Raw genomic sequence first — 22189 nt, forward strand, 5'->3', positions numbered from 1 at the left:
GGCGTCAGGCTTCTTCCCGCACCCACGTCGCCACGCCCTCGTCGAGCGCGAGGACCGCGTCGGTCTGCGCCGCGGCCTCCGGGTCGTGCGTGGCCAGGACGACCGCAGCACCGCGTGCGGCCTCCTCGCGCAGGGCGGCGATCATCAGCTCCCGGTTGCCGGCGTCGAGGTCGCTCGTCGACTCGTCGGCGAGCAGCACCCGCGGGTGCAGCGCGAAGGCTCGCGCCAGAGCCACCCGCTGCTGCTGGCCGCCGGAGAGCTGGTCGACGAGGTGACGACCGAACTCCGCGAGCCCGACCCGGTCGAGCTGCTCGGCCACGCGGCCGGACGCCTCACGGGCCGGAACGCCGAGCGCGAGCAGCGGGACGAGGATGCTCTCCTCCGCCGACAGGGTGGCGCTGAGGCCGTTGCGCTGGGGCACCAGCACGACACCCGCCCGCGCCGAGTCGCCCCGGTCCCCGACGACCTGGCCGTCGACCTCCACCGTGCCGGTCACCTCGGCGACCGCCGGGCGGAGTGCGGACGCGAGCGCCCACAGGAGCGACGACTTCCCGGCCCCCGAGGGTCCGGTGACCGCCACCATCGCGCCCCCCGCCACGTGCAGGTCGAGCGGGCGTACGGCGACGAGGTCGCCGTACGACACCCCGAGTCCCCTGCCCACCAGGTCGCTCATGCCTGGCCCTCCTCGCCGTGCTGGGCCCGCAGCTCGAAGTGGTCGTCGACCTCGTGGATCCGTACGAGCGTGCCGGGCGGCAGCTTGTCGCGCACCTGGCCGAGCAGCGGCAGGAAGCCGTCTGCGGTGACGACGGCGTACTCCTCGCCACTGCGGCCCTCGCCGCCGATCCGGCCGTCGCGGATCGTGACGGTGCGGGGCAGCACGCGGGCGACGTCCGGATCGTGGGTGACGAGCACGACGGTGGTCCCGTAGGTCGCGTTGACGTGGGCGAGCGCGTCGAGCACCTGGTCTCGCGCCGCATGGTCGAGCTGGCTGGTCGGCTCGTCGCACAGCAGCAGCCCCGGGCGGGTCGAGACGGCGACCGCGACGGCCGCGAGCTGGAGGCCACCGGGCGTGAGCCGGTCCAGGGGCTCGTCGGCGTGCTCCGCGAGCCCGAGGTCCGCGAGCACCTCTGCCGGGTCCGCGAGGTCGCGGCCCTCGCGGCGGGCCCGGTGCTGGGCGAAGCGGACGTTGTCGGCGGGAGTGGCCTGCGGGAGCAGGTTGCGTGCCGCCCCCTGGAGCATGAGGCCGACGTCGGTGGCGCGCAGCCGGTCGAGGTCACGCGACGCTGCCGTGGACAGCTCGTGCTCGCCGACGAACACCTTGCCTGCGCTGGGCCGGAAGATCCCCGCCAGCAGGCTCATGAGCGTCGACTTCCCCGACCCCGACGGCCCGAGCAGGCCCACCATCTCCCCCGCCGCGACGGTGAGGTCGACCCCCGACAGCGCCGCGACGTCATGTCCCTCGGCGTGGTAGATGTGCACCAGGCCGCGGGTGCGGATCGCGAGTCCGTGCATCAGCCGCCCTCCCTCACGCGCTCGACGTGGGCCCGGCGGGCAACTGCCAGGCCTGCCAGCGCCGCGGTCGACGGCAGCACGAGGAGGCTGACGGCGGCCACGGCGAGGACGGCCGGCCACGACGTGGCGAGGTCCACGACCGGTACGCCCGGTGGTGCCGGCAGCAGGGTCACGTCGGGCATGGCCACCTCCGCACCCAGCAGCCCGGCGACCACGCCACCGACCAGGGCGACCAGCACCGGCGGCAGCTGGGCCCACACCGCGAGCCTGCGGGTCGTGCGGCGCGCGACACCGTTGAGCCGCAGCACCGCCAGGTCGCGGGCACGGGCCCGCCACCCGATCACCGCGAGCACGAGCAGGACGAGCAGGGCCAGGAGGCCCACCGCCGGCGCGACCGCCGCGCCGAGCGCCAGGCTCCACCGGGCGACGGTGTCGTCGTAGGTCCGGCGGACGTCGGTGAAGCGGCGCGCCTCGGTGACCGCGATCCCCTCGTCGCCCAGTGCCGCCCGCACCGCGGACTCCAGCTCGTCGTCGTCCTCGAGCCAGACCTCGAGGTGGGAGTCGGGGGTGATCGCCGCGCCACGGGTGAGCGAGTCGAGGTCCACCAGGGCGGTGTCGTCGGGCATGGACGGCACGAGCAGGAGGTCACCGGCGTCCTCGGCGAGGCGGTCGTCCCCGTCGGGCCCGGTCACGGCGAGTGGCTCGTCGGAGGGGTCGTAGCGACCCGACGACAGCAGCGCCGGCACCAGGCCCGGGACCCACGCGGACGTCATGTCGGCGGGATAGCTGCCGCCGAGGCTCAGGGTCACCCGCAGCACCCCGTCACCGCTGCCGTCCGCCTGCATCACGGCGTCCTCGTTGGACGTGATGTTCCAGTCCGCCCCGGTGGCGCCCCAGTCGACGGCCCGCCCGTCGACACTCAGGCCGGACAGCTCGAGGTCGCCCGCGACGCTGACCCCTTGCGAGGTGCTCACGCGCAGCCCCACCAGGCGGCACCCGGTGGCGCACGCGGTCGCCGAGCCGGTCAACGTCCGGGACCGGCCGGGGGACGGAAGGGACCCGAGTGCGACCGAGCGCCGGATGCCGGTGGACGAGGTGACGAGCAGCCCGAGGTTCACCTCGAGCTCGGTCCCGAAGATGTCGCTCACCCTGAACCCGTCGACGCTGCTGACCCGGACCGACACCTCCGTGCCGGAGATGACCACCGGCTCACGGTCCGGCGGGGCGAGCGCGCGCCACTGGTCGGCCGTGGGCCCGCCACGCGGGAAGAACGCGACACGCCGGAACGACCTCGGCTCGACCGCGAGGGTGTCGCGCGAGACCAGCACCGGCGCCGCCCGCCGTCCGGTGTCGTCGGCCTCGCCCAGGGCCGACCGGAGCCCGTCGAGGTCGCCGCTCGTGACGCGGAGCACCACCGGCGCCCCTGCCTCGTGCTGGGCGGCAGTGGTGCGGACGCGCTGGCCGATGGCGAGCGCGTCCATGGCGAAGACCGCCAGGGCGCACGCGACGACCACCACGACGATGGACGTGCGTGCCTCGGGTCGTCGGCCGGTCTCGAGCAGGCTGGACCCGGAGATGAACCGCCCGCGCGCCAGGAGGGTGCGACCGAGCCCCCGGCAGACGGGGCCGACCACGTGGGCGAGGACGAGACCGGTCAGCAGGGCCAGCAGCGCCGGGCCGGCCAGTGCGAGCGGCCCCTGCAGGCTGCCGGTGGCGAAGGCGGCCACCCCGGTGCCGACGCCCGCCAGCACGAACGCCTCGACCGGGCCCAGTGCCCAGCGGACCGGCGGGACGGGGCCGCTGCGCACGACGTCGTGCAACGGTTCGCGCGCCGTGCGGACCGCCGCGGAGACCGCCGTCAGCACGATCGCCGCCACGGCGACCAGCAGTGCCGTCGTGAAGCCCGGCCCGGTCTCGAAGGGCCACCTGCCGGGCAGCAGGCGCTTGGCGAGCGCCCCGCCGGCGATCGCCACCAGCGCCCCGGGCACCACCCCCGCCAGGAGCGCGGGCAGGAGCTCCAGCAGGAGGAGCGACGCCGCACCGGCCGGGCCGCGCCCGCGCAGACGTGCGACCGCCACCTCCCCGCGCCGCGCCGACGTCGCCGCGGTCAGCACCAGCCACAGCACGAAGAGGGCGAGGACGGCGAGTGGTGCAAGCAGCAGCGGAACGATGCGGTGGCCCAGTGCCACCTGTGCCCGCAGGCTCTCGGCGAGCTCGTCGACGCCCGTGCGCAGCTGGACGTCGTCGCGCCCCAGCTCCAGGCCGTCAGCCACCGACTGGACGCCGTCCGCCAGCTCCAGCACCTCGTCGACGTCGGCCGTCGCGGTCAGCACGGGCGCTCCGGCCTGCGAGGTCTCCCCCGTCAGCAGCGGCGCGTCGGTGAAGGTCTCCTCGACCGTCAGCCAGGCGTCGTGGCTGGCCGACGGGTCGAGCCCACCGACCACGGCGGAGTAGCCCGTGATGCGCTCGCCCTGCCACCAGCCGTCCTCCACGGGCGCGTAGATCCCCACCACCTCCAGGCGCACGGTGGTGTCGTCGACGGCGTTGCCCACCTCCTGCACCGATCCCGGCCGCAGGTCGAAGTTGTCGGCGTCGTCCTGGCTGACGACCACCTGGCCCGCAGCACCAGGACATGCGCCGACGAGCACGCGCACGTGGTCGCACGAGCCGTCGCGCCACACGAGCTGGCCGGCCGGCGGGTTGTCCCCGGTCGCGGGCGTGACGAACGCCGTACGACCCAGCACGACGGCGCCGGTGTGGGCCTCGACCTCGTCGGGGAACAGGTCCTCGAGCTCGCGCGGGTCGCGCGAGTCGAGCGAACCGCCGGGATACAGGCTGCTCTCCGAGACCAGGACGACCGCCGCTTCGTCGGGGGCCGCGTCGGCGAGGAGGGTGTCGACCAGCGCCTGCTGCATGGCGCGGTCGTAGACCGGGGCGAACGCGGTGCAGGCCGTGATCAGCACGGAGATCGCGACCAGCGCGACGGCCTGGCCCCGTCGGTGGCCCCACGCCGAGCTCCAGGCATGGCGCACGGGCGACCAGGCGTGCGCTCGCGCGGAACGCCTCCCCCTCATGGTCACGTCCTGTCGTCGTGCGGTGAACCGGAGGATATCGGCTCGCACCCCCGTGCGGGTGGGGCGGGAGGACCGGCCTTCCCCCCGGCAGGCGAGGTGACCATATGCTCGCTCGGGTGACCGTCCCGACCGACTTCTCGTACTCCGTCGTGATCCCGGTCTACAACAGCCAGGACGTCGTCGGCTCGACGGTCGAGCGCGTCGTCGAGGTCTTCGAGACCGCCGGCCTGCGCTACCAGGTGGTGCTCGTCAACGACGGCAGCCGGGACGGCAGCTGGGACGTGATCGCCGACCTCGCGCGCCGCTCCCCCCACGTCGTGGCGCTCGACCTGCTGCGCAACTACGGCCAGCACCACGCCAACCTCGCCGGCCTGCGCGAGTCCACCGGCGACTACGTGATCACCATGGACGACGACCTCCAGAACCCGCCCGACCAGGTGCTCCTGCTCATCGGCAAGGCGATGGAGGGCCACGACCTCGTCTTCGGCCGGTTCGAGAGCAAGCAGGCCAGCGGCCACCGGCGGCTCGGCAGCAGGGTGATCAGCCTCATCAACCGGCGCGTGTTCGAGCAGCCGCGGGGGCTTGCCGTCTCCAACTTCCGGATCCTGCGCCGCGACGTGGTCGAGCGGATCTGCGGCTCCCGCACGGCCCACCCCTACATCACCGGTCAGGCGCTGATGTCCGCCCACAGCCCGGCCGACGTCCTGGTCCGCCACGACCCCCGGGAGATCGGCACGAGCAACTACGGCCTGCGCCGGATCACCTCGCTGGTCCTGACGATCCTGTTCAGCTACTCTGTCTTCCCGCTGCGTGCGGCCGCGGCCCTCGGCTTCGGGGTGGCGGCGATCAGCTTCCTGCTGGGCGGCTTCTACCTGGTCCGGTCGTTCTTCGTGGACAGCGCCGTTCCCGGCTGGACGACGATCGCCGTGCTGCTGGCCGTGCTCAACGGCGTGGTGATCATGCTGCTGTCGATGCTGGGCGAGTACGTCGTCCGCACCCTCAACGCGGTCAGCGCGGTCACCACCTACCACGTCTCCGAGCGGGTCTCGAGTTGAGCGGGATGACGGCAGTGACCCACCCGGCGCGGCACGTGCTGCTGGTGGGCGCCCAGCGGTGCGGGACGACGTACCTCGGCGCTGCCCTCGACGCGCACCCCCAGATCACCCTGGCCCAGCCGTCGCGCCCGGAGCCCAAGGTGTGGTGCGACGCGGACCTCGCCGCACGGGGCCACGAGTGGTACGACGCGACGTGGTTCGCCCACGCGACCGACGAGCTGCTCCTCCTCGACAAGAGCACCAGCTACCTGGAGGACCCCGACGCACCCGGTCGGGCAGCCACCGCGCTGGGCGCGCCTTCCGTCGTGGTGGTGCTTCGCGACCCGGTGCAGCGCGCGGTCAGCAACTGGCGGTTCAGCACCGACCACGGTCTCGAGACGCGCGACCTCGAGGTGGCGCTGCGTGCCGACCTGGACGAGGAGCAGCCCTGGGACCGCGCCACGTCTTCCGTGTCGCCCTTCGCCTACCTGCGCCGCGGTCGGTACGCCGACCACCTGCCGTCGTGGACGTCCCAGTTCCCCGACGCGACCCACGTGGTGTTCCTCGAGGAGCTGCTGGCCGACGCGGACGTGCTCACCGACCTGGTGGGTGCGCTCGGCGCCGCACCGGCCCTGACGTCGGTGCCGGCGGGACGACCCGTCAACCAGAGTTCAGCCGGAAGCCCTGTATTGGGCACGGAGCTGAGGGGAACTCTGGACACGTACTTCGCAGCGAGCAACGCCGCGCTGGCCGACATGCTTGGAAGGAAGGTGCCGTGGTGAGCGAGCTCCCCGACGTCGTGTTCAACCTCCCCTCGATGGAGGGGCGCGAGCTCGACTACGTCCAGGACGCCGCGCGCGGCGGGCACCTCGCCTCCGGCGGGGAGTTCACCCGTCGCGCCGCCGAGCTGCTCCGGGACGAGACCGGCGCTGCCGAGGTGCTGATGACGACCTCGTGCACCACCGCGCTCGAGCTGTCGGCGATGCTGCTCGACCTCCAGGACGGCGACACCGTGATCGTGCCGTCGTTCACCTTCACCAGCACCGGCCTGGCGTTCGCGCGCCAGGGCGCCGGCCTCGTGTTCTGCGACATCGAGCCCGTCACGCTCGGCCTCGACCCGGCGCACCTCGAGACGCTCCTCGACGAGCACGTGCGCGCGGTCGTGATCGTGCACTACGCCGGCATCGCCTGCGACGTCGACGGCATCCGGGCCGTGCTCGCGAAGTGGCCCGAGGTCCGGCTCGTCGAGGACAACGCGCACGGCCTCTTCGGCACGTGGCGCGACCAGCCCCTCGGCAGCCTCGGCCGCTACGCCACGCTGAGCTTCCACGAGACGAAGAACTTCGTGTGCGGCGAGGGTGGCGCGCTCGTGCTCAACGACCCCGACGACGTCGAGCGCGCGCGGGTGCTCTACGACAAGGGCACCAACCGGCACGCCTTCATGCTCGGCCAGGTCGACAAGTACACCTGGAAGGACACCGGTTCCTCCTTCGGCCTCTCCGACGTGCTGGCGGCCTACCTCCTCGCCCAGCTCGAGATGCGGGACGTCATCCAGGCCAAGCGCCGGGCGGTCGTCGAGCACTACACCAGCGCCCTGACGCCGTACGCCGACGAGCTCGGCTTCGAGCTGATGCGCGTGCCGCCGGAGCGCACGTCGGCGCACCACATGTTCTACGTGCTGCTGCCCGACCGCGACCGGCGCAACGACGTGCTCGAGCTGATGCGCAAGTCCGGCGTGCAGGCGACCTTCCACTACCAGCCCCTCGACGCCTCCGACGCCGGCCGGACCTTCGCGGCCCGCCGGACGGAGTGCCCGGTGTCCCGCGACATCGCCGACCGGCTGCTGCGGCTGCCGTTCTGGAACAACCTCACCCGCTCCGACCTCGACCGGGTGACGACGTCGTTCGTCGAGGCGACCACGGAGACGCTCGAGAGCCGGTGACGTCCGCACCCCGGCAGCCGGGCTCCTCCTCGCTGCGCACGCAGGGCTACTGGTGGCACCGGGCGCGCGCCGACCTGCTGGGCGCGGTGATGCAGCCGCACCTCGGTACACCGCGGCGCACCCTCGACGTCGGCAGCGCTGACGCGCCGAGCGTCGGCTGGCTGCGCGGCGAGCAGCAGCACGTCAGCCTCGACCTCCTGCCCGAGGGGCTGGTGCCCGGTCAGGGCGTGTGCGGGTCGGCGACCGAGCTGCCCTTCGCCGACGCGACCTTCGACGTGGTGTCGGCCTTCGACGTCGTCGAGCACTGCGCCGACGACGCGCGCGCGGTCGCCGAGCTCGCCCGGGTGCTGACGCCCGGTGGCCGGATGCTGCTGTCCGTGCCGGCCTACCAGTGGGCGTGGAGCGACCACGACGTCCAGGCCGGCCACCACCGGCGCTACACGCGCCCCGGGCTGGTCCGGCTGGTCGAGGGCGGCGGGATGCACGTCGTGCGGGCGTCGTACGCCTTCACGGGGGTGTTCCCGCTCTTCGTCGCCGAGCGCGCACGCCGTCGCCTCTCTCCCCCGCCGCCGGGCGACACCCGGCTCCCGCAGGTCTCCGACCGTGCCGACCGGGCGCTGATGGCCCTGTGCCGCGCCGACGCGCGGGTGCTCCGCCGCCGCGACCTGCCCTACGGCTCGTCGGTGCTGCTCGTGGCGGTCAAGCCCGACCGAGCCTGAGGGACCGGCGCGCCACGACTGCCAGCGCGAGGGTGGCGACGACCTCGGTGACGAGGAAGACGCACGCCGTCCGCGGCACCGGTGCCGACCCGGCGAGGACGACGCAAGCCACCGCACCAGCGACGACCGCCACCCCCCAGGCGCCCGCGACCCGGAGCGGGCGGTCACCGGCGAGGGCGGCCACCATCACGACCACGTTGGCGACCGCGAGGGTGCACCCGGCCGCGATGACGGCCGCGACCCCGGCGCCGAGGTCGACGGTGCTGCCGAAGACGAGGCGCAGCAGCCACGGTCCGAGCAGCCAGCCGAACAGGCCGGCCAGGGGAACCGCGACGACCGTGAGGGCGGCCAGTCCCCGCGCCAGCGACCGCAGCCGGTCCACGGCACCGGCGACGACGTACGTCGTGACCCGCTCGGTCAGCTGCGGCAGCATGCCGAGGGCGACCATGTAGGGCGCCCGGAAGAGGGCGAGCGCGGCGAACATCGCGGTCACCTCGACCGGGGACCCACCCAGCAGCGCGAGCAGGACCGCTCCACCGGTGAGCACGCCCTGGGCGACGACCTGCCCGCTCGCGGCTCCGCCGAGGAACGCGAAGGCACCGTCGCCGGTGTCGTCCCCGGTGTCGTCGCTGCAGCGGCCGAACGCCCATGCCGACGGCCACAGGGCCACCAGCCCGCCGGCGACGAGGGCCACCCCGTGCACCACCGGGTCCTCGACGCCGGCCAGCAGGAGGCCCGCCACGAGGACGCACCTCAGCGCGTTCTCGGCGACGAGGCTCCAGGCGACGGCACCGAAGCGGCCGCGCCCGGCGAGACCGCCGCGCATGACGCCGACCGCCGCCGACGCCAGCGTGACGGCGACGACCAGCACCGGGAACCATGCGTCGTCACGCTGGAAGAGCCGGTCGCGCAGCAGCCAGGCGACCACGCCCAGGGCGAGCCCCACCCCCACCACGACACCGGCCACGCGGGGCGCGGCCCGTCGGACGGCGGCCTCGTGGCCGGCGACCGTGCTGCGGGTGATCCAGTGCTGGAGCGGGAAGGTGAGCGCCGCCGCCGCGAAGGTCCACTGGGTCCAGAGCACGGAGACCGGGGCGGCCACCTCCGCGCCGAGGCCGCGGGTGAGCAGGGCGAAGAGGACGTAGGCGAGCAGCCCGGTGACGACGGATCCGGCGGCGAGCGCCGCCGGTGCCCGACGGGTCATCCCGGGTCGTCCTGGAGCCGGGCGTACGGGTCGTCGGGGTCGTAGCCGGCGGCTTCGCGCAGCCGGGCGATCGTCTCCTCGCCGAGGTCGGCGCGGGCGTACCACTCCCACTGGGGAGCCCTGCCCACGAAGACGTAGTCCGGCATGAGTGCCCGCCGCCACGTGAGCGACACGGTCTCGCCGGTGGAGACCAGGTCGGTCCGCTCGGCGACCAGGTCGCGCTTGAAGCCGTCGTAGCCGCCCGGCCAGGTGTCCTCCATGTAGTCCTGGAGGCCGCTGCGGAACATCTGGTAGCGCGTGGGGTTGGTGCGGCCGGACAGCACGAGCGGCTGCGGTCCCTCGACCGAGGTGATGGTGGCGTCCGCGGGGAGCTGCGCCAGCACGGCATCGGTCGCCTCGCGTTGGAGGTCGAGGGTGTCGTCACGGGTGGTGAGCGAGAACTGCAGGGCCAGCGCCAGGCACGCGGCCGCAGCGAGACCGGCGACCGCCCACTGGGGACGCGGAGGAAGCCGGCGTACGACGACGGCGGCGGCAGCGCCGAGCCCGAGCGCCGCGAAGGGCAGGAGGGGGAACAGGTCTGCCCAGGAGTCGTACTCCTTCGTGATCCACCAGAGTCCCGCGAGCAGCCCCGCCGTCATCGCCGGCAGCACCGCGAGCGCCGCGAACCCACGCCGGGCCGCGGGGACGACCGCGGCGAGGGTGACCAGCACCAGGGCGACCGCTCCGGCGAGCAGCAGCCATACCGTGACGCCGTACGCCTCCTGGAGGTCGAGCCACACCCGCTCGAGGTCGTCGGAGACAGGGTCGGGGACGGTGTAGCGGCGGTTGATGACGTAGAACGCGTCGATCGACTCGCGCAGCGACCCGGCGAGCGCGAACCACGTCCCGAGCACGACGACCGGGGTGATCCCGCCGAGCGCGACCCGCACGCTGGCGCGGACCCGGCCATCCGAGGCGACCAGCAGCACCGCGACGGCGACGGCGGCGAACGTGCTGAAGAAGGCGGTCTGCAGGCACAGCGTCGCGAGGCTGGTGAAGAGGCCGGCGGTGAACCACCTGCGCCGGGTGACCGCCCAGAGCGCGACGACGACGAAGAGCACCATCGGGGTCTTCTCGCGCGGCCCGTTGGACGCGTACTGGACGAAACCGTGGAACGACAGCAGCGCGCCGGCCGTGACGAGGCCGGCCGCACGGGAGTCGAAGAGGTCGCGGCCGAGGAGGTAGACCGTGCAGACGGCCGCCGTGGCGATCAGCATGAACACCACGCGCATCGTGACCACCTCGTCGGTGCCGGCGACGCGCGCGACGAGCGCTCCGACCCCGGGGATCACGTGGGCGAGCGGACCGGCCCGGTTGAGCACGCCGAGGTAGGGCGGCACGCCGTCGGCGACCTGCTGGCCGGCATAGCTGTAGATCCCGAGGTCGCGCGTGAGCGCGCCATGGAAGCCGTGCAGCGTGTAGACGATCGCGGAGACGATCCCGACGAGGAGCACCAGGGGGTCGCGACGGATCACCTCGGGCACGACGTCACCCTACGGACCTCGGAGGACGAGGAGGTGGACGACCCGCGGAATATACCCCCCAAGGGTATATGTTCGCATGGTCGACCCTTTTCCCCGGACACCGGAGGCACCCGATGACCACCCACGAGCACCCCTCCTCCCACGGGCACGGGCAGGCCAGTCGCGCGATGGCGCTCAGCGCCACGCTCCACTGCCTCACGGGCTGCGCCATCGGCGAGATCGCCGGCCTGATGATCGGGACCGGGCTGGGCCTGGGCAACGGACCGACGATCGTGCTGTCCGTCGCGCTGGCGTTCGTCTTCGGCTTCACGCTGTCGACCTTGCCGCTGGTCAAGGGCGGCCTGGGCGTCGGCGCCGCGCTGTCGCTCGTGCTGGCGGCCGACACCCTCTCGATCGCCGCGATGGAGGTCGCCGACAACGCCGTGATGGCCGTCATCCCCGGTGCCATGGACGCCGGCCTGGTCAACCCGGTGTTCTGGATCGGGATGATGGTCGCGCTCACGGTGGCGTTCGTCGCGGCCTACCCGGTGAACCGCTACCTGATGGCTCGCGGCAAGGGCCACGCACTGACCCACGAGCACCACGGGGCATCCCCGGCCGGCGGCGCGCGGCGCTGGATCCCGACCCTGTCGACCACCACGCTCGTCGGTGTGATCCTCGCCTTCATGCTCGGCGGTCTCGTCGTCTCGGTGGCCGCCGGTGTGGAGCCGGACGCGACCGCTCCCGGACACGCCGCGAAGAACTTCTAGGGTCGATGTCGAAGCGGCCCGCAGCCGTTCGACGTACGTGCGCAAGAGCAACCAACAGCCACGAGCAACAGGAGCGATCACGATGCCGCGATTCATGGGATTCGTCAGGATGGAAGAGAACATCGGCGAGCCGCCGCAGTCGCTGTTCGCAGCGATGGACACCTACATCGGCGAGCGGGCCGCCAACGGCGTCTTCCTCGACGGCGGCGGCCTCTACGGCACGGAGGACGCCGTGAACTTCGTCGTCCGCCAGGGCGAGGTCACCCGCGTCGACGGCCCCTACGCCGAGGCCAAGGAGGTCGTCGGCGGCTGGTCGCTGCTGGAGTACCCCAGCCTCGAGGCGGCCGTCGCCGACCAGGAGGAGTTCGCCCGGCTGCACGCCGAGCACTGGCCCGAGGTCACCGTCGTCGCCACCCTGCGACAGGTCTCCGGCGGGCCGGAGGCCCCCGAGGCCTGATCTACGCTGGCCGCGTGCCGGCAGAGACCACGACGGACGCCGCGACCGACGCCGTCCACGCCGCGTGGCGGGCCGACTCGGCCCGCCTCGTCGGCGCCCTCACCCGGATGACCCGGGACGTCGAGCTCGCCGCCGACCTCGCGCAGGACGCGCTCGTCGCCGCGCTCGAGCAGTGGCCGGTCACCGGGGTCCCCGAGAACCCGACCGCGTGGCTGATGACCACCGCGAAGCGGCGCGGCATCGACCACTTCCGGCGCGCCGACAACCTCCGTCGCAAGGTCACGGAGCTCGAGGCCGCAGTCCGAGGAGAGGAGGCGCAGGTGCCCGATCTCGAGAGCCAGGTCGACCACATCGAGGACGACGTCCTGCGCCTCGTCTTCCTCTCCTGCCACCCCTCGCTCACCGCGGACTCGCGGGTCGCGCTGACCCTGCGCCTCGTCGGCGGGCTCACCACGGCCGAGATCGCGCGCGCCCTGCTGACCTCCGAGTCGACGGTCGGCCAGCGGATCTCGCGCGCCAAGAGGACCCTCGCGAAGGCGGGCGCCACCTTCGAGCTGCCGACCGGCCAGGAGCGCACCGACCGGCTCGACGACGTGATGGCCGTCGTCTACCTCATCTTCAACGAGGGCTACACCGCCACCGCCGGCGACGACTGGATGCGACCCGACCTCGCCCTCGAGGCGACCCGACTGGCGCGGATGCTCGCGTCGCTCGCACCCGACGAGCCGGAGGTGCTCGGGCTCCAGGCGCTGCTCGAGCTCCAGGGCTCCCGCGTCCGCGCCCGCCTGTCCCCCACCGGCGAGCCGGTGCTGCTGGAGGACCAGGACCGCTCGCAGTGGGACCGGCTGATGATCCGCCGCGGGCTCGCCGCGCTCGCCCGCGCCTCCACCCTCGCCGCGTCCGGGACGCCCGTCGGTCGCTACTTCCTCCAGGCCTCGATCGCCGCCGAGCACGCTCGCGCCGCCACCGCGGCCGACACCGACTGGGTGCGCATCGCCTCGCTGTACGACGTCCTCGCCGGCGCCGCCCCCGGCCCCGTCGTCGAGGTCAACCGCGCCGTGGCGCACGGGAGGGCGTACGGCCCGTCCGCCGGGCTCGACGTCCTGGCGGCAGTCGACCCGGCCGACCTCTCCGACTCACCCCTCGTCCCGAGCGTGCGCGGGGACCTGCTCGAGCGCGAGGGGTCCTACGCCAATGCGGCCGCGGCCTTCGAGGTCGCCGCCTCGCTGACCCGGAACGAGGGAGAGCGCGCACTCCTCGAACGACGGGCCGCCGAGTGCCGGCTGCGGTTGGCGGAGTGACCTCATGACGGGTCGCGCACATCCGCAGGTCGACGCCTACATCGCGGGGCTGCCCGACTGGCAGCAGGCGATCTGCACCGAGCTGCGGGAGGTCGTCTGGGCGACCGCCCCCGGGATCGAGGAGACGATCAAGCGGACGGTGCAGCCCTACTTCGTCCTCGACGGCACCGTCTGCGCGCGCTGGCGACGAAGGACCACGTCAACCTGTTCCTCTACGACCCCACCGTCACCGACCCCCACGGCGTGAACAACCAGGGCCACGGCAACGCGACGGGCCGCTCGATCCAGGTCTACGCCGACGACGCGATCGACCGCGACGCGATCATCGGGATCCTGTCGGAGATCGTCGACCACAACCGGCGGGGCGGCTGGCGAAAGCTGGGCAGGGCGTGAGCGATCTCGGCCTCCTGCTCGCGTGGCGGCACGGATGTTGTGCGGTAGCTGTGGTGCGGCATGTACGTCACAGCCACCGCACTATCCCGGGACCTGGGGCCCCACCTCACACTGCGCGCAGGTACCGCTCGGTGATGAAGGCCTGGACGCCACGACTGACAGGTCCGCCCAGTCGCGCGAGCCGGGTCGCCGGCTGCGAGAACGCCGAGATGGTGAACACGACCGACTCGTCGTCCCGCAGCTCGACCACGAATGCTTCCTCGCCTCGCTCGGGGTGCCCGGCCAGCGTGCCGTAGGCGAACCCTTGCCGCCCTGGTTCGTCGACGACGTAGACGACCCTCACCGGGGCGTCGAGACCCAGGTGCCTGGTGCCGATGCGGATCACGGCGACCGAGCCCTCGACGACGTCGCGACTGGAGGCGCGCACCGTCAGTCCCGCGCGTCGATGCATCTCCCAGCTCATGACCGTCCGGGCGGCACGGTCGAAGCGCTCACGTCCATGACCCAGCAACCGCTCGTGGTCGATCAGGCGATAGGCGGGAGGCGGAGTGCCCGCCGTGGTCGCGCCCGGCGACGGATAGGTGAGCTCCGCACCGCGCAGCGCCGCAGCCTCGTGATCGGTCAGTCCCGCTCCGCGCATGGCGAAGGACGTCAGCTGCTGAGCGGTGACGCCTTGCGCAACGCCCGTCGCGAGGACTTGGCGCCGGACTTCGCGGCCGCGGCGATCCCCTGGCTCAGCAGCGTCAGCCCGGCACCGACCAGCCAGACGTCCTTGGCCACGGCCGTGCCCTCCTGGCTCGGGCGGACGCCGTCGTCGAGCGTCATGGACGGCGTCTTGAGGTACATCCCGATGAGGCTGCCGCCGAAGCCGGTCAGCGCGGCACCGGCCACGGTCGCGGGGACCATGGGCGCCAGCAGGGCGGCGCCCAGGCCGATCTCGCTCAGCGCGAGCATCCGCGCGAACTTCGTCGGCTCCATGTCCTTGAAGAGGGAGGGGTAGGTCGACGCGGCCGCACCGTGGAGGAACTGCGCGGTCCCCTCGTCGGCACCGAGCTTGCCGATGCCTGCGTTGAGGATGAAGGCGCCGGTGGTCACGCGGAGCGGGATCTGGGTGAGGGACACGGTCTCTCCTGGGGTCTGGTCGTGGTCTGACTGCTGGATCCACCTTGCCCTGTACCCACAAGTGGCGACCTGACGTGTCGCGGCATGATGTGCTCGTGGAGACGACGTCCTACGCCTGCCCCGTCTGCGGCACCGTCCACCAGCACCAGTCCGAGCGGTACCGGAACCACCTGTGCTTCGCGTGCGCCGACCGTGCCCGCTGCGTTGCCCATGACTGCCAGGTGGTCGGCTTCAACACCTCGCTGAGCGGCGGATTCGTGGCCTGCCACGACGGACGCCAGGACGACACGTGCGAGCAGGTCACGGGCGAGGGCACCGTGACCGTCGACGGCGCCGAGTTCGTCATGCGCGAGGCGCGCTTCGGTGGCATCGTCGTGCACCCGGTGGTCGACCCGAGCTGGAGCTGACCGTCAGGCGCCGGTCTCCCACACCCGCACCCAGTCGACGTACATGTGCTGGGGCAGCCGACGTGCCGCGACCTTCGGGATCTCGTAGTCGGCGGCGATCAGGCTGAGGATCAGGAACTGCCGCTCCGCCGAGACGTTTCCCCGCATCCGGGCGGTCTCCTTGCCGTCGATCCGGAAGACCAGCGTCTTGGGGGTCCACTCGACCGAGAAGACGTGGTAGTTCCGCGACCAGCCGTCGCGCCGACTCCGGAGGTACGACGACGAGTCGGGGACCCAGCCGCCGGTCGAGACGCGGCGCCGGCCGTCGTAGCGGTGGGTGAAGGACGCGAGCCCGCCCTGCGGGTGCCGGTCACCGAAGTACTCGACGACGTCGATCTCGCTGCCAGCGGCGCCCGGGTACATGCCGGCCGTCGGCTGGAGCCAGAAGGCGCCGTGCTGGCCGCGCAGCCGGTGGAACTTCACCCGCGCCGCCGCGAAGCCGTAGCGGAAGCCGAACGATCCCTGGGTGCCGACGTGCCCGTTGAGCCGGTAGGCGAACCTGCCGGCGGTGGCGTCGCGACCGCGGATCCGGCAGGTCGTCGTGGCGTCCGGGTCGCGGAGCACGCTGAGCCGCAGCGCGCCGTCTGCTACCCGGGCAGCCCGCGGGTCGCCCTTGGAGCACGAGCGGCGGTTGGAGTGCACGTAGTCGCGGCCGCGGTGGTCCCAGACGTCGCGCAGCTGGGTGCCGGAGAACTCGTCGGTCCACGTCGCGTCCCGCCAGCGCTCGGTGCTGACGGGAAGGCTCGCTACCGCCGCCAGGCCGCCCCACCTGCGGGCCTTCACCCGGTAGGTCAGCGGTGCCCCGCTCGCCGACGACGCGGCGGCCGCGACCTGGACGCGTCCGCGGGCGTCCTGCCGGGCCGTGGTCACGGCGACCCACGACGAGCCGTCCTGCACCTGGAGCTGCACGGGCCGTCCCACCCGCGCCGGTCTCATCGTGGCGATGACGGCAGCCTTCGCGGCGTCCGGGCTCGCCACGCCGGCGCCGTACTGGACGATCTGCGGCAACGCCTCGAGCCGGACCCGCTGGCGCGAGGTGACGTGCACCGACACGTTGCTGGGCGCGGCGACGGCGGGGACCTCGTCGGAGGACGACGCCGAGGTCGGCGCTGCCCACCCGAGCAGGCCGAGCGGCAGCAGGACGGCGAGGGTTGCGGCGGCGCGGCGGGCAGGCATGCTGCTGGGACGCGGGGCCGGCGCGTTTTGTTGTCGGGGCACACCCGGCGCCGCGGAAGGCGATGCAGCACACTCCTCGTCATGAGCACTCCCCCGCAGGCCTTCGTCTACACCGCGGTGCGCACGCCGTTCGGGCGCTTCGGTGGTGCCCTCGCCACGACACGCCCCGACGACCTGGCCGCCGGCGTGCTGGAGGCTGCGCTGGCCCGCACCGACCTCGACCCGGCCGACGTCGACGAGGTCGTGCTCGGCAACGCCAACGGCGCCGGCGAGGACAACCGCAACGTCGCCCGGATGGCCTCCCTGCTGGCCGGGCTGCCGGTGTCCGTGCCCGGCACCAGCGTCAACCGGCTCTGCGGGTCGTCCCTCGACGCCGCGATGATCGGCTCGCGCGCCATCGAGACCGGCGACGCCGACATCGTGCTCACCGGTGGCGTCGAGTCGATGACCCGCGCCCCGTGGGTGCTCCCCAAGCCCGAGCGCGCCTACCCCGCCGGCAACACCGAGCTGGTCTCCACGACCCTCGGCTGGCGGCTGGTCAACCCCCGCATGCCCGCCGAGTGGACGGTCTCGCTCGGCGAGTCCAACGAGCAGCTCCAAGAGCTCCACGACGTCCCCCGCGACCGCCAGGACGCCTTCGCCGCCCGCTCCCACCAGCTCGCCCACGCCGCCTGGGAGTCCGGCTTCTACGACGACCTCGTCGTCCCCGTCGACGGCGTCGACCTCACCCGCGACGAGGGCATCCGCCCCGACGCCTCGCCCGAGTCGTTGGGCGTCCTCAAGCCGTCGTTCCGCCCCGACGGCACCATCACCGCCGGCAACGCCTCGCCGCTCAGCGACGGCGCGTCCGCGGTCCTCCTCGGCTCGCGTGCGGCAGCCGACCGCATCGGCCACGACCCGATCGCCCGCATCGCCGGCCGCGGCACCCACGCCGTCGAGCCCCACCGCTTCGGCTACGCCCCCGTCGAGGCAGCCAACCGGGCGCTGGCCCGTGCCGGCATCGGCTGGGCCGACGTCGGCCTCGTCGAGCTCAACGAGGCCTTCGCCGTCCAGTCCCTCGTGTGCGTCGATGCCTGGCTGGCCCAGGGGCTCCGCGACGCGGAGGTGGTCAACACCCGCGGCGGCGCCATCGCCCTCGGCCACCCCCTCGGCGCCTCTGGCGGTCGCGTGATCGGCACCCTCGCCGCCGCCCTGCGCGCCGACGGGCACCGCTGGGGCGTCGCCGCGATCTGCATCGGCGTCGGACAGGGCCTCGCCGTGGTGCTGGAGAACGAGCAGGCCTGACCTAGACCCGCTGCTCCTTCGTCAGGTGCAGCAGCCACTGCGTCCCGCCCGTGTGGATCAGCGCATAGCGGCGTACGCCGTCGCGCCCGTGCAGCGAGAACACCAGCCGTCGGTCGTCGCGATCGTGCTCCTCCCACGTCCCGTCATCGGCGATGGACTTGTGCTCGTCCTCGAATCCGACGTGGTCGAGCTCGTGGTCGTCGACGGCGATCGCCAGCCGGTCGTGCGCGGAGTCGTCCGGCAGCCCCTTCGGCACCGCCCAGCTGCGCAGCACGCCGTCCTCCTCGAGCCGGAGGTCGAAGTGCGGGCTCGGCTTCCGGTGGTCGTGCAGCACGAACCGCGGCCGTGTCACGACTGGGGCGACACCCTGGACGTCAGCAGCCGCAGCGTCGTCTGGAGGTCCTCGAAATCCTGGGGGTCGAGGCCGAGCTGGTCCTTCATGTCGCACTGGATCCGCTCCGCGTGCTGGCGCAGCGACTCTCCCCTGCCGGCCAGCGAGACCACGACGAAGCGCTCGTCGACGTTGTCGCGACGACGCTCGACCAGCCCGGAGGACTCCATCCGCTTGAGCAGCGGCGTCAGGGTCCCGTGGTCGAGTCTCAGCTCGTCGCCCAGCTCACGGACCGTCAGGCTCTCGTGCTCCCAGAGCACGATCAGCACGAGGTACTGGGGGTAGGTGATCCCCAGCTCGGTCAGGGCGGGGCGGTAGGCCGCGGTCACCGCGCGGGAGGCGGCGTAGAGGTCGAAGCAGAGCTGCTCGGCCAGCGGCGGCGCCTGGATCGACTCCATGTCGCACATTCTGCCTTACGAACCGCTATGTTGTGCACAATTGTTTTGTGCGCAAGGCATGAAGCCGCGGCGGGAGTCTGGGAGGGCGCCTGTGGCCACACGATCGAGCGTGCGCAGCGAGCGCCGAGGACTCGAGGAGCTGCTGCTCCTGTCCGGGCTCGGTGATGCCGACGCGTTCGCCCGCGTGTACGACGAGCTGGCTCCGCGGGTGCACGGCCTCTCCACCCGTCTGCACCGCGCCCCCGCCGCCGCGGAGGCCGTCACGGAGGAGGCCTTCCTCGAGGCGTGGCGCCGGGCGCCGTCCTACGACCCGACGAGGTCGGGCGCCGAGGACTGGGTGATGGTCCTCGCCTGCAGCGTGGCCCTGCGGTCTCGCGGCGATGAGAGCCGGCCGGCGCCCGGCCGGTAGATTCGCGCGGTGCCCGACGCCCGCCCCCGCCGTACCTTCGCCGTCATCAGCCACCCCGACGCCGGCAAGTCGACCCTCACCGAGGCGCTCGCGCTGCACGCGCGGGTGATCACCGAGGCCGGTGCCGTCCACGGCAAGGGCGACCGGCGCGCGACGGTGTCGGACTGGATGGCGATGGAGAAGGCGCGCGGCATCTCGATCACCTCGGCCGCGCTGCAGTTCGTCTACCGCGACCACGTGATCAACCTCGTCGACACGCCAGGCCACAGCGACTTCTCGGAGGACACCTACCGGGTGCTCTCGGCCGTCGACTCGGCCGTGATGCTGGTCGACGCCGGAAAGGGACTCGAGCCGCAGACGCTCAAGCTCTTCAAGGTCTGCGCGCTGCGCGGCATCCCGGTCATGACGGTCATCAACAAGTGGGACCGGCCCGGCCTGTCGGCGCTGGAGCTGATGGACCTGATCCAGGCGAAGATCGGCCTCCGGCCCACTCCCCTGACCTGGCCGGTCGGCGAGGCCGGCGACTTCCGCGGCGTGCTCGACCGCCGGACCGGCGAGTTCGTGAAGTACACCCGCACGGCCGGCGGCGCGACCCGCGCCCCCGAGCGCCGGATGGCGTCCGACGAGGTCGAGGCGGACGACGTACGCCTGTGGCAGGACGCGGTCGAGGAGCACGAGCTGCTCACCCTCGACGAGGCCGACCACGACCAGCAGCGCTTCCTCGCCGGCGAGACCACACCCGTCATGTTCGCCTCGGCGCTGCAGAACTTCGGCGTCGCGCAGCTGCTCGACCTGCTGCTCGACATCGCCCCGGACCCGAGCCCGACCGAGGGCGTCGACGGGTCGGTGCGCGACGTGGCCGACGACTTCAGCGCCTTCATCTTCAAGGTGCAGTCGGGCATGAACAACCAGCACCGCGACCGGCTCGCCTACGCCCGCGTGGTGTCCGGCACGTTCGAGCGCGGCATGGTCGTCACGCACGCCGGCACCGGCAAGCCGTTCGCCACCAAGTTCGCCCAGTCGGTCTTCGGCCGCGACACCTCGTCGGTCGAGACGGCCGAGCCGGGCGACATCGTCGGCTTCGTCAACGCCCAGGCGCTGCGGGTCGGCGACACGGTCTACGTCGGCGACGCGATCGAGTACCCGCCGGTCCCGAGCTTCGCGCCCGAGCACTTCGTGACCGCCAGCGCGGGCGACATCGGTCGCTACAAGCAGTTCCGCCGCGGGATCGAGCAGCTCGACCAGGAGGGCGTGGTGCAGGTGCTGCGCTCCGACCTGCGCGGCGACCAGAACCCGGTCCTGGCGGCCGTCGGCCCGATGCAGTTCGAGGTCGTCGAGGACCGGATGACCAACGAGTTCAACTCACCGATCCGGTTCTCCCGCCTCGACTACCAGGTCGCGCGGCGCACGGACGCGGACGGCGCGGCCGCGCTCCGGGGCATGCGAGGCGTGGAGGTCCTCCAGCGCAGCGACGGAACGCACATGGCGCTCTTCGTCGACCAGTGGCGCGCGATGGTCACCGCCCGCGACAACCCGGAGATCATGCTCGAGGCGCTCCCCGCCGGCGGCGCCTGAGCAGCGTGCGTCGCCGCGTATCGTCGAGGGAGTGAACCTGCCCGTGTCGACGTCCGTCTCCCCCACGATCACCTTGGGCACCCGCTATGCCACCGAGCTCGCCGACCTCGCCCTGCCGTGGCAGGCCGCCGAGACCCCGGAGCCCGAGCTGCTCGTGCTCAACGAGGCGCTGGCAGCCGACCTCGACCTCGACCCGTCCTGGCTGCGGAGCGCCGACGGCATCGGACTGCTCACCGGCACGGTCGTACCCGAGGGCGCGGTGCCGGTCGCGCAGGCCTACGCCGGCCACCAGTTCGGCGGCTACTCCCCGCGCCTCGGTGACGGGCGTGCGCTGCTCCTCGGCGAGCTGGGGGCGCACGACCTCCATCTCAAGGGCTCGGGGCGTACGCCGTTCTCCCGTGGTGGCGACGGCTTCGCCGCGGTCGGCCCGATGCTGCGGGAGTACGTCGTCAGCGAGGCGATGCACGCCCTCGGCATCCCCACCACCCGATCGCTCGCGGTCGTCGCGACCGGACGCCCGGTGCGCCGCGAGGCGGTGCTGCCCGGCGCGGTGCTGGCGCGCGTGGCGAGCAGCCACCTGCGGGTGGGCACGTTCCAGTACGCCCGCTCCACCGGTGACGACGACCTGCTGAAGCGGCTCGCGGACCACGCGATCGAGCGGCACCACCCCTCGGCGGCCCTCGCCGACCAGCCCTACGTCGCCTTCTTCGAGTCGGTCATGCAGGTGCAGGCGTCGCTGGTCGCACAGTGGATGCTCGTCGGCTTCGTCCACGGCGTGATGAACACCGACAACATGACGATCTCCGGGGAGACCATCGACTACGGCCCGTGCGCCTTCCTCGACGCGTTCGACCCCGCGACCGTCTTCAGCTCGATCGACGAGCAGGGCCGCTACGCCTACGGCAACCAGCCGATCGTCGCGGAGTGGAACCTCGCCCGCTTCGCCGAGGCGATCCTGCCGCTCCTGGCGGACACGGAGGACGAGGCGGTCTCCGTCGCGACGTCGATGCTGCAGACGTTCCGCGACCGCTACTCCGCCGCCTGGTCGGACGGGATGCGCGCCAAGCTCGGCCTCGCGGACGCCGACCCCTCCCTCGTGGCCGACCTGGTCTCGCTGATGCAGGACAACCACGTCGACCACACGTCGTTCTTCCGCGCGTTGGGGACCGCCGCCCGCGGCGACGTCGAGCCGGCCCGCAGCCTCGTCCTCGACCTCGCCGCCTTCGACGCCTGGGCGTCCCGCTGGCTCGCCCTCTCCCCCGACGCCGACGCGATGGACCGGGTCAACCCCGCCTACGTCCCGCGCAACCACCTCGTCGAGGAGGCGCTGACCGCCGCGACGGGCGGCGACCTCGCCCCGGTCGAGCGGCTGCTGTCCGTGCTCGCCGCACCGTACGACGTACGCCCCGGTCTCGAGCGCTACCTCGAACCTGCGCCGGACTCCTTCGGTCAGTACACGACATTCTGCGGAACCTAGGCG

24 protein-coding genes are annotated in these 22189 nt (G+C 72.9%); 14 read left to right on the forward strand and 10 right to left on the reverse strand.

The features are described 5' to 3' along the window. Positions 1-4: 4 nt before the first annotated feature. The 3 genes from JI751_RS12240 to JI751_RS12250 are packed head-to-tail and all read right to left on the reverse strand — an operon-like array spanning position 5 to position 4586. The gene (locus tag JI751_RS12240) at positions 5-673 is read right to left on the reverse strand and encodes an ABC transporter ATP-binding protein (RefSeq protein ID WP_201936573.1); all 669 of its coding nucleotides are present in this window, start codon (positions 671-673) and stop codon (positions 5-7) included. Then, on the reverse strand, positions 670-1512 hold the full coding sequence (locus tag JI751_RS12245; RefSeq protein WP_201936576.1) for an ABC transporter ATP-binding protein: 843 nt from the start codon (positions 1510-1512) through the stop codon (positions 670-672). Before JI751_RS12245 ends, JI751_RS12240 begins: the two co-directional genes overlap by 4 nt. Continuing rightward, entirely contained in the window at positions 1512-4586 is a 3075-nt protein-coding gene (locus tag JI751_RS12250) for an FtsX-like permease family protein (protein WP_201936589.1), read from the reverse strand. The genes JI751_RS12245 and JI751_RS12250 overlap by 1 nt, the downstream gene beginning before the upstream one ends. Positions 4587-4702: 116 nt before the next feature. On the opposite strand from JI751_RS12250, the gene JI751_RS12255 reads away from it, so the two are divergent. From JI751_RS12255 to JI751_RS12270, 4 genes are read left to right on the forward strand one after another with little or no spacing between them, the layout of a single operon-like run. Then, positions 4703-5641 (forward strand): glycosyltransferase family 2 protein, encoded by a 939-nt coding sequence (locus JI751_RS12255; RefSeq protein ID WP_201936592.1) that lies wholly within the window; start codon positions 4703-4705, stop codon positions 5639-5641. A gap of 5 nt (positions 5642-5646) precedes the next feature. Then, complete coding sequence (locus tag JI751_RS12260) at positions 5647-6402, forward strand: sulfotransferase domain-containing protein (protein WP_201936594.1); 756 nt, start codon at positions 5647-5649, stop codon at positions 6400-6402. Next, positions 6399-7562 (forward strand): dTDP-4-amino-4,6-dideoxygalactose transaminase, encoded by a 1164-nt coding sequence (gene rffA / locus JI751_RS12265; RefSeq protein ID WP_201936596.1) that lies wholly within the window; start codon positions 6399-6401, stop codon positions 7560-7562. The genes JI751_RS12260 and rffA overlap by 4 nt, the downstream gene beginning before the upstream one ends. After that, positions 7559-8281: a class I SAM-dependent methyltransferase gene (locus JI751_RS12270; protein WP_307814156.1), complete on the forward strand. Its 723-nt coding sequence runs from the start codon at positions 7559-7561 to the stop codon at positions 8279-8281. Before rffA ends, JI751_RS12270 begins: the two co-directional genes overlap by 4 nt. Here the strand turns inward: JI751_RS12270 and JI751_RS12275 are convergent. Together JI751_RS12275 and JI751_RS12280 are read right to left on the reverse strand one after the other, a co-directional pair. After that, positions 8262-9485 carry a polysaccharide biosynthesis protein gene (locus tag JI751_RS12275; RefSeq protein WP_201936599.1) on the reverse strand — a complete coding sequence of 408 codons (1224 nt, stop codon included), beginning with the start codon at positions 9483-9485 and terminating at the stop codon, positions 8262-8264. The genes JI751_RS12270 and JI751_RS12275 overlap by 20 nt on opposite strands. Then, on the reverse strand, positions 9482-11008 hold the full coding sequence (locus JI751_RS12280) for an ArnT family glycosyltransferase (RefSeq protein ID WP_201936602.1): 1527 nt from the start codon (positions 11006-11008) through the stop codon (positions 9482-9484). Before JI751_RS12280 ends, JI751_RS12275 begins: the two co-directional genes overlap by 4 nt. Positions 11009-11121: 113 nt before the next feature. Here JI751_RS12280 and JI751_RS12285 point away from each other — a divergent pair, with 113 nt between their 5' ends. The 5 genes from JI751_RS12285 to JI751_RS12305 all read left to right on the forward strand — a co-directional run bounded on the left by JI751_RS12285 (position 11122) and on the right by JI751_RS12305 (position 13908). Beyond that, on the forward strand, positions 11122-11757 hold the full coding sequence (locus JI751_RS12285) for a DUF4396 domain-containing protein (protein WP_236666078.1): 636 nt from the start codon (positions 11122-11124) through the stop codon (positions 11755-11757). Between the two features lie 109 nt (positions 11758-11866). Further along, positions 11867-12214, forward strand: coding sequence for a YciI family protein (locus JI751_RS12290; protein ID WP_236666079.1), 348 nt, complete (start codon positions 11867-11869; stop codon positions 12212-12214). Between the two features lie 14 nt (positions 12215-12228). Beyond that, entirely contained in the window at positions 12229-13515 is a 1287-nt protein-coding gene (locus JI751_RS12295; protein WP_201936606.1) for an RNA polymerase sigma factor, read from the forward strand. A 4-nt stretch (positions 13516-13519) separates the two neighbouring features. Beyond that, positions 13520-13762, forward strand: a complete 243-nt coding sequence (locus JI751_RS12300) for a DUF1801 domain-containing protein (protein WP_201936609.1) — start codon at positions 13520-13522, stop codon at positions 13760-13762. Then, positions 13759-13908: a hypothetical protein gene (locus JI751_RS12305; RefSeq protein WP_201936611.1), complete on the forward strand. Its 150-nt coding sequence runs from the start codon at positions 13759-13761 to the stop codon at positions 13906-13908. The genes JI751_RS12300 and JI751_RS12305 overlap by 4 nt, the downstream gene beginning before the upstream one ends. A gap of 106 nt (positions 13909-14014) precedes the next feature. Here JI751_RS12305 and JI751_RS12310 read toward each other — a convergent pair whose 3' ends face one another. Next, entirely contained in the window at positions 14015-14548 is a 534-nt protein-coding gene (locus JI751_RS12310; RefSeq protein ID WP_201936615.1) for a DUF1990 domain-containing protein, read from the reverse strand. 11 nt (positions 14549-14559) lie between these two features. Next, positions 14560-15030 (reverse strand): hypothetical protein, encoded by a 471-nt coding sequence (locus JI751_RS12315; RefSeq protein ID WP_201936617.1) that lies wholly within the window; start codon positions 15028-15030, stop codon positions 14560-14562. 95 nt (positions 15031-15125) lie between these two features. On the opposite strand from JI751_RS12315, the gene JI751_RS12320 reads away from it, so the two are divergent. Continuing rightward, a complete protein-coding gene (locus tag JI751_RS12320; protein ID WP_201936619.1) occupies positions 15126-15437 on the forward strand; it encodes a hypothetical protein in 312 nt (103 codons plus the stop codon). A gap of 3 nt (positions 15438-15440) precedes the next feature. On the opposite strand, the gene JI751_RS12325 is transcribed toward JI751_RS12320, so the two are convergent. Then, positions 15441-16652 carry a glycoside hydrolase family 16 protein gene (locus tag JI751_RS12325; RefSeq protein ID WP_201936621.1) on the reverse strand — a complete coding sequence of 404 codons (1212 nt, stop codon included), beginning with the start codon at positions 16650-16652 and terminating at the stop codon, positions 15441-15443. Positions 16653-16733: 81 nt separating this feature from the next. Between JI751_RS12325 and JI751_RS12330 the strand changes: the two genes are divergently transcribed. Beyond that, positions 16734-17936, forward strand: a complete 1203-nt coding sequence (locus tag JI751_RS12330) for a thiolase family protein (protein WP_201936622.1) — start codon at positions 16734-16736, stop codon at positions 17934-17936. Position 17937: 1 nt separating this feature from the next. Here the strand turns inward: JI751_RS12330 and JI751_RS12335 are convergent, their stop codons facing one another. Together JI751_RS12335 and JI751_RS12340 are read right to left on the reverse strand one after the other, a co-directional pair. Further along, on the reverse strand, positions 17938-18288 hold the full coding sequence (locus JI751_RS12335) for a DNA polymerase ligase N-terminal domain-containing protein (protein ID WP_201936625.1): 351 nt from the start codon (positions 18286-18288) through the stop codon (positions 17938-17940). Continuing rightward, on the reverse strand, positions 18285-18725 hold the full coding sequence (locus JI751_RS12340) for a MarR family winged helix-turn-helix transcriptional regulator (protein WP_201936626.1): 441 nt from the start codon (positions 18723-18725) through the stop codon (positions 18285-18287). The genes JI751_RS12335 and JI751_RS12340 overlap by 4 nt, the downstream gene beginning before the upstream one ends. 109 nt (positions 18726-18834) lie before the next feature. Between JI751_RS12340 and JI751_RS12345 the strand changes: the two genes are divergently transcribed. From JI751_RS12345 to JI751_RS12355, 3 genes are read left to right on the forward strand one after another with little or no spacing between them, the layout of a single operon-like run. Continuing rightward, on the forward strand, positions 18835-19134 hold the full coding sequence (locus JI751_RS12345; protein ID WP_201936630.1) for a sigma factor: 300 nt from the start codon (positions 18835-18837) through the stop codon (positions 19132-19134). Positions 19135-19143: 9 nt separating this feature from the next. Beyond that, entirely contained in the window at positions 19144-20709 is a 1566-nt protein-coding gene (locus tag JI751_RS12350) for a peptide chain release factor 3 (RefSeq protein WP_201936632.1), read from the forward strand. Between the two features lie 31 nt (positions 20710-20740). Beyond that, complete coding sequence (locus tag JI751_RS12355) at positions 20741-22186, forward strand: protein adenylyltransferase SelO (RefSeq protein ID WP_307814157.1); 1446 nt, start codon at positions 20741-20743, stop codon at positions 22184-22186. Positions 22187-22189 lie beyond the last annotated feature (3 nt).

Origin of the sequence: Nocardioides baculatus (assembly GCF_016735675.1) — a bacterium.
Lineage (GTDB): Bacteria > Actinomycetota > Actinomycetes > Propionibacteriales > Nocardioidaceae > Nocardioides > Nocardioides baculatus.

What these genes read in the sequence shown, in the direction of transcription:
- JI751_RS12240 (WP_201936573.1), bottom strand. Translation starts at nt 673, where the DNA reads ATGAGCGACCTGGTGGGCAGGGGACTCGGGGTGTCGTACGGCGACCTC.
- JI751_RS12245 (WP_201936576.1), bottom strand. Translation starts at nt 1,512, where the DNA reads ATGCACGGACTCGCGATCCGCACCCGCGGCCTGGTGCACATCTACCAC.
- JI751_RS12250 (WP_201936589.1), bottom strand. Translation starts at nt 4,586, where the DNA reads ATGAGGGGGAGGCGTTCCGCGCGAGCGCACGCCTGGTCGCCCGTGCGC.
- JI751_RS12260 (WP_201936594.1), top strand. Translation starts at nt 5,647, where the DNA reads ATGACGGCAGTGACCCACCCGGCGCGGCACGTGCTGCTGGTGGGCGCC.
- JI751_RS12275 (WP_201936599.1), bottom strand. Translation starts at nt 9,485, where the DNA reads ATGACCCGTCGGGCACCGGCGGCGCTCGCCGCCGGATCCGTCGTCACC.
- JI751_RS12285 (WP_236666078.1), top strand. Translation starts at nt 11,122, where the DNA reads ATGACCACCCACGAGCACCCCTCCTCCCACGGGCACGGGCAGGCCAGT.
- JI751_RS12290 (WP_236666079.1), top strand. Translation starts at nt 11,867, where the DNA reads ATGGAAGAGAACATCGGCGAGCCGCCGCAGTCGCTGTTCGCAGCGATG.
- JI751_RS12300 (WP_201936609.1), top strand. Translation starts at nt 13,520, where the DNA reads ATGACGGGTCGCGCACATCCGCAGGTCGACGCCTACATCGCGGGGCTG.
- JI751_RS12310 (WP_201936615.1), bottom strand. Translation starts at nt 14,548, where the DNA reads ATGCGCGGAGCGGGACTGACCGATCACGAGGCTGCGGCGCTGCGCGGT.
- JI751_RS12325 (WP_201936621.1), bottom strand. Translation starts at nt 16,652, where the DNA reads ATGCCTGCCCGCCGCGCCGCCGCAACCCTCGCCGTCCTGCTGCCGCTC.
- JI751_RS12330 (WP_201936622.1), top strand. Translation starts at nt 16,734, where the DNA reads ATGAGCACTCCCCCGCAGGCCTTCGTCTACACCGCGGTGCGCACGCCG.
- JI751_RS12340 (WP_201936626.1), bottom strand. Translation starts at nt 18,725, where the DNA reads ATGGAGTCGATCCAGGCGCCGCCGCTGGCCGAGCAGCTCTGCTTCGAC.